The sequence below is a fragment of the Mycobacterium sp. E3251 genome (genome assembly GCF_001666835.1).
GTDB lineage: Bacteria > Actinomycetota > Actinomycetes > Mycobacteriales > Mycobacteriaceae > Mycobacterium.
Map to the genome: position 1 here is coordinate 1 of NZ_LZJF01000108.1, position 6293 is coordinate 6293.

1 protein-coding gene and 1 pseudogene are annotated in these 6293 nt (G+C 68.5%); one reads left to right on the plus strand and one right to left on the minus strand.

The features are described from left to right. Positions 1-209, minus strand: a 209-nt coding sequence (locus A5697_RS13595; protein WP_231972065.1) for an AMP-binding protein, incomplete at its 3' end; no start/stop codon positions are given. Here A5697_RS13595 and A5697_RS13600 point away from each other — a divergent pair. Beyond that, positions 154-6293, plus strand: a pseudogene (locus tag A5697_RS13600) (amino acid adenylation domain-containing protein); the annotation flags it as partial. The gene A5697_RS13595 and the pseudogene A5697_RS13600 overlap by 56 nt on opposite strands.

A 6293-nucleotide genomic window follows, 5' to 3' on the forward strand; every position in this document is an offset into this window, starting at 1 on the left:
CCCGCCTTCATCACCCCCAGCAGCGCAATCACCGCCTCCCCCGACCGCTCCACCAACAGCCCCACACACGTCCCTGGGCCCGCGCCGTGCCCGACAAGCCAGTGCGCCAACCGATTCGAGGCCTCATCCACCTGTCGGTACGACCACGACCGCCCCGCACAACTGATCGCGACCGCGGCCGGCGCCCGGCGCTCCTGCTCGGCGAACAACTCCGGGATCGACTTGCAGCCGGGTGTGGGGTTCGCGGGGCCGGGTGCCGACGACGTGGCACACGTGATTTACACCTCGGGGACGACGGGCGCGCCCAAAGGGGTGGCGGTCACGCACCGCAATGTGACGCAGCTGTTTGAGGCTTTGGCTGGTGATGGGTTGCTGGGGGCGGGGCAGGTGTGGAGTCAGTGCCATTCGCTGGCATTCGACTTCTCGGTGTGGGAGATCTGGGGTGCGTTGTTGCACGGGGGCCACCTGGTGGTGGTGCCGGATGCGGTGGCGCGGTGCGGCGACGATCTGCAGGCGCTGTTGGTGGGCGAGCGGGTGTCGGTCCTGACGCAGACGCCGTCTGCGCTGGGAGTGTTGGCGCCGCAGGGGGTGGGGGCGGCGTTGGTAGTGGGGGCGGAGCCCTGTCCGCCGGCGGTGGTGGACCGGTGGGCGCCGGGCCGGGCGATGGTCAACGTGTACGGGCCCACCGAGACCACGATGTGGGTGTCCAAGAGCGCGCCGTTGATCGCGGGATCGGGGCCACCGCCGATCGGTTCACCGGTGGGTGGGGCGGCGCTGTTCGTGCTGGATGGCTGGCTGCGGCCGGTGCCCGCGGGGGTCGTCGGCGAGTTGTATGTGGCCGGCCGCGGCGTGGGCGTGGGATATGTACTGCGGGCCGGGTTGACCGCGTCGCGGTTCGTGGCGTGCCCGTTCGGCGGGAATGGCGAGCGGATGTATCGCACCGGGGACCTGGTGTCGTGGGGTCCTGATGGGCAGTTGCGCTACGCCGGGCGCGCCGACGAGCAGGTCAAGATCCGCGGCTACCGTATCGAGCTTGGCGAAATCCAAACCGTCCTAACGGGTTTGGCCGGCGTAGAGCAGGCGGTCGTTATCGCCCGCGAGGACCGGCCCGGGGACAAGCGGCTGGTGGCGTACCTGACCGGCACCGCCGATCCCGCCGTGGTACGCACCCATCTCGCCGAGCGGCTCCCGGCTTACATGGTTCCGGCCGCGGTCGTGCCCCTGGCCGCCTTGCCGTTGACCCTCAACGGCAAACTCGATACGCGCGCCCTTCCCGCGCCGGAATACCCCGGGCACGGGTATCGGGCGCCGGCCACCCCCACCGAAGAGGTCCTCGCCGGGATTTACGCCAAGGTTCTGGGCATCGGCCGGGTCGGGGTCGACGATTCGTTCTTCGATCTGGGTGGGGATTCCCTGTCGGCGATGCGCCTGGTCGCCGCGGTGAACACCGGCCTGAACGCGACCCTTTCCGTGCGGGCGTTGTTCGAGGCGCCGACGATCCGCCGGCTGGCGCCGCGGCTCGATGAGGGGGAGGAGAGGCTGCCGCGGGTCGTGGCCGGTGCGCGGCCCGCGGTGGTGCCGCTGTCGTTCGCCCAGTCCCGGCTGTGGTTCCTCGACCAGTTGCACGGCGCTTCGCCGGTCCACAACATGGCGGTGGCGTTGCGCTTGCGTGGTGGCCTCGATGCCGACGTGCTGGGGATGGCGCTTGCCGATGTGATCGCGCGGCATGAAAGCCTGCGCACGGTCTTCGTCGCCCGGGAGGGCACCCCCCAGCAAGTGGTCGTCCCGGTCGGCCACTTCGATTTCGGTTGGCACGTCGTCGATGCCAGGACCTGGCCGGCGTCCCGGTTGGCGGAGGCGGTCGAGGTGGCGGCGCGTTACTCGTTTGATTTGACGGTTGAGATCCCTTTGCGGGCAACGCTTTTTCGCCTACGCGACGACGAGAGCGTACTGGTGGCCGTGGCTCACCATATTGCTGCCGATGGGTGGTCGATCACGCCGCTGGTGCGTGATTTGGGCGTGGCTTATGCCAGCCGGTGTGCGGGCGAGGCGCCGGGTTGGGCCGAACTACCGGTGCAATACGTGGATTACACGCTGTGGCAGCGGGCCCAGTTCGGGGACCTGAATGACCCGCACAGTGCGATCACCGCGCAACTGGCGTATTGGCTGGACGCGTTGGCGGGCATGCCCGAGCGTCTGGAGTTGCCCACCGATCGGCCTTATCCGGCGGTGGCTGATTTTCGGGGGGAGCGGGTGGCCGTGGAGTGGCCCGCGGAGTTACAACGACGAGTGAGTGAGGTGGCCGGTGAGCATAATGCGACCAGTTTCATGGTGGTACAAGCCGCGTTGGCGGTCTTATTGGCCAAGCTGGGAGCGACTTCGGATGTGGCAGTGGGTTTTCCGATTGCCGGGCGTCGTGATCCCGCGCTTGACGAGTTGGTCGGCTTCTTCGTCAATACGTTGGTATTGCGCACCGACCTGGGTGGAAATCCGACCGTGGCTGAGGTCTTGGCCCAGGTGCAGCTGCGCAGCCTGGCCGCATACGAGCACCAAGACGTGCCCTTCGAAGTCCTCGTCGAACGGCTGCATCCCGCACGCAGCCTCGGCCATCACCCCCTCATCCAGGTAGTCCTGGCCTGGCAGAACCTGCCCTGGCAGCACAACGGCCCCGCCGCCGGGCTGACCCTGGGCGACGTGCAGGTCACCCCGGTTCCGGTGGACACCCAGGTTGCCCGCATGGATCTGGTGTTCTCGTTGGCCGAACGCTGGACCGAGGACGGCCGGCCCGCGGGTATCGGTGGGGCGGTGGAATTCCGCACCGACGTGTTCGACACCGCCCGCATCGAGGGATTGATCGACAAGTTGCATCAGGTGCTGGTGGCCATGACCAGCGATCCGGCGCGTCGGCTCTCGTCGATTGAAGTGCTTGACGAATCGGAACGAGCCCGGCTCGAGGCCGTCGGTAATCGTGCGGTGCTGCAGGGGCCGGTGCCGGCCGGGGTGTCGATTCCGGCGTTGTTCGCCGCCCAGGTCGACCGCGCGCCCGACGCGGTTGCGGTGACCTGCGCGCAGCGCGCGTGGACGTATCGGGAGGTCGATGAGTCATCGAATCGGCTGGCGCACTTGCTAGTTGAGTACGGCGCGGGCCCGGGGGAGTGTGTGGCGCTGCTGGCCGAGCGTTCGGCCCAGGCCGTCATCGCGATGCTGGCCGTGCTCAAAACCGGGGCGGCGTACCTGCCCATCGACCCGGGACTGCCGGCCGCCCGGATCGAGTTCATGCTCACCGACGCCGCACCGATCGCCGCGATCGTCAACCCCGAGATGCGGTCGCGGCTCGACGGCTCCGGTGCGGCCGTCATCGAGGTCAACCACCCCGCCGTCGCGGCGCAAGCCGGCGATCGGCTGCCCGCACCGTCCGCGGACAACATCGCCTACATCATCTACACGTCCGGCACCACCGGCACCCCGAAGGCTGTGGCGGTGCCGCATCGCAACGTCACCCGGCTGCTGGAGTCCGTCAACGGGGAAGTGGCGCTGGGCCGGGTGTGGGCACAGTGCCACTCGCTGGCGTTCGACTTCTCGGTGTGGGAGATCTTCGGGTCGCTGCTGCACGGCGGCCGGCTGGTGATGGTGCCCGACAACGTCGTGCGCTCGCCGAAAGAGTTGCACGCCATGCTGGTTCGCGAACAGGTCAGTGTGCTCAGCCAGACGCCGTCGGCGTTCTCTGTCCTCGCGCCCGAGCTGGGCAAAGAGTCGAAGTTGCAGACGGTGGTGTTCGGTGGCGAGGCGCTCGAGCCGCATCGGCTCGGCAAGTGGTTGCACAACCACCCCGGTTATCCGCGTCTGATCAACATGTACGGCATCACCGAAACCACGGTGCACGCCTCGTTCCGGAAGATCGTCGACGGTGACGTCGACAGCAACGCCAGCCCGATCGGGCTGCCGCTGGCGCATTTGGGCTTCTTCGTTCTGGACGGGTGGTTGCGTCCGGTGCCCGAGGGTGTGGTCGGCGAGCTGTATGTGGCCGGGCGCGGTTTGGCGTACGGGTATGTGGGCCGGTCGGGGTTGTCGGCGACGCGGTTCGTCGCGTGCCCGTTCGGCGGGGCCGGCGCGCGCATGTATCGCACCGGCGACCTGGTGCGCTGGGGCGCCGATGGCCAGCTGCAGTACCTGGGCCGCGCCGACGAGCAGGTCAAGATCCGCGGCTACCGCATCGAACTCGGCGAAATACGCACGGCGCTCACCGATTTGGTGGGCGTCGCGCAGGCGGCCGTGGTCGTCCGCGAGGATCGCCCCGGCGACAAGCGCCTTGTCGCCTACATCACCGGCACGGCCGAGCCCGCCCTCGCCCGAGCCCAGCTGGCTGACCGGCTTCCCGGCTACATGGTCCCGGCCGCGGTCGTCGCACTGGACCGGCTGCCGCTGACCGTCAACGGCAAGCTCGACGCCCGCGCCCTACCGGCGCCCGAATACCGGGAAAGCGGCGAATACCGCCCTCCGGCGACCCCGGTCGAGGAAATCCTGTCCGGCATCTACGCCCGAGTGCTGGGATTGGAACGCGTCGGGACCGACGACTCCTTCTTCGAGCTGGGCGGGGATTCGTTGTTGGCAATGCGCTTGGTGGCCGCGGTCAACATCGCGCTGGACGCCCAGCTGGTGGTGCGAACCTTGTTCGAGGCGCCGACGATTCGTCAGTTGGGCCCGCGGCTCGGTGCGGGCGACGGGCGAGCGGCGCGGGTGGTGGCCGGTGCGCGCCCGGCGGTGCTGCCGTTGTCGTTTGCTCAGAGCCGAATGTGGTTCACCGATCAATTGCAGGGACCGTCACCGGTTTACAACATGGCAGCGGCCATGCGGCTGGACGGGCACCTCGATGTGGAGGCGCTCGCGGCGGCGCTGGGCGATGTGGTGGCCCGGCACGAAAGCTTGCGCACGGTGTTCGTCGCACCGAGGGGCACACCGCAGCAGGTGGTTGTCCCCGCCGAGCGGGCCGATTTCGGCTGGCGGGTGGCGGATGCCGGCGACTGGTCGGCGAGCCGCCTCGAGGAGGCCATCGAGGCAGTGGCGTGCCACACGTTTGATCTTGGCGCCGAAATCCCGCTGCGGGCCGAGCTTTTCAGGGTCGCCGCGAACCGGCATGTGCTGGTGGCGGTCGCCCACCATATCGCCGCCGACGGGTGGTCACTGACGCCGCTGGTCCGCGACCTCGGGTTGGCCTATGGCAGCCGGTCCGCGGGCAAGGAGCCGGGATGGGCGCCGCTCCCGGTGCAGTACGCCGACTACACGCTGTGGCAGCAGGCCCGGTTGGGGGATCTGGACGATCCCGACAGTCCGGTCGCCGGGCAACTGCGCTATTGGCAGCAAGTGTTGGCCGACATGCCCGAGCATCTCGCGCTGCCCACCGACCGGCCCTACCCATTGGAGGCCGACCATCGCGGGTCCAGCGTGGCCGTGGAGTGGCCGGTGGAGTTGCAGCATCGGATCCGTGCGGTAGCTCGCGAGCACAACGCGACGAGCTTCATGGTGATTCAGGCCGCCCTGGCGGTGCTACTAGCCAAAGTCAGCGCGAATTCGGATGTGGCCGTGGGCTTTCCGATCGCCGGCCGCCAGGACCCGGCGCTGGATGAGCTGGTGGGCTTCTTCGTCAACACCTTGGTACTGCGGATCGATCTCGCCGGAAACCCCACGCTCGCGGAGGTGTTGGCTCAGGTGCGGCAGCGCAGCCTCGCCGCCTACGAGCATCAGGACGTGCCCTTCGAGGCGCTGGTGGAGCGGCTCAACCCCACGCGCAGCCTGACCCATCACCCCTTGGTCCAAGTCATGTTGACGTGGCAGACGAACAGCCCCGCCGAACTGAACTTGGGCGATCTGCACGTCACCCCGCTGCCGCTGAACAACCAAACGGCCCGGATGGACTTGGTGTTCTCGTTGGCCGAACGCTGGACCGTGGACGGCCAGCCCGCCGGCATCGGCGGGGCGGTGGAATTCCGCACCGACGTGTTCGACGCCGACACCATCAGAACATTGGTCGATCGCTTGCAGCGGGTGCTGGTCTCATTGACGACCGATACGGCCCGACCGCTGTCGGCGATCGACATCCTCGACGAGGCGGAGCATGCCCGGCTGCGCACGCTCGGCAACCAAGACGCGCTGTCCCAGCCGTGGTTGCCGGTGTCGATTCCGGGGTTGTTCGCGGCGCAGGTGGTGCGTGCGCCGGGCGCGGTGGCGGTGCGGTGTGCGGGTCGTTCGTTGTCGTATCGGGAGTTGGATGAGGCGTCGAATCGGTTGGCGCATGC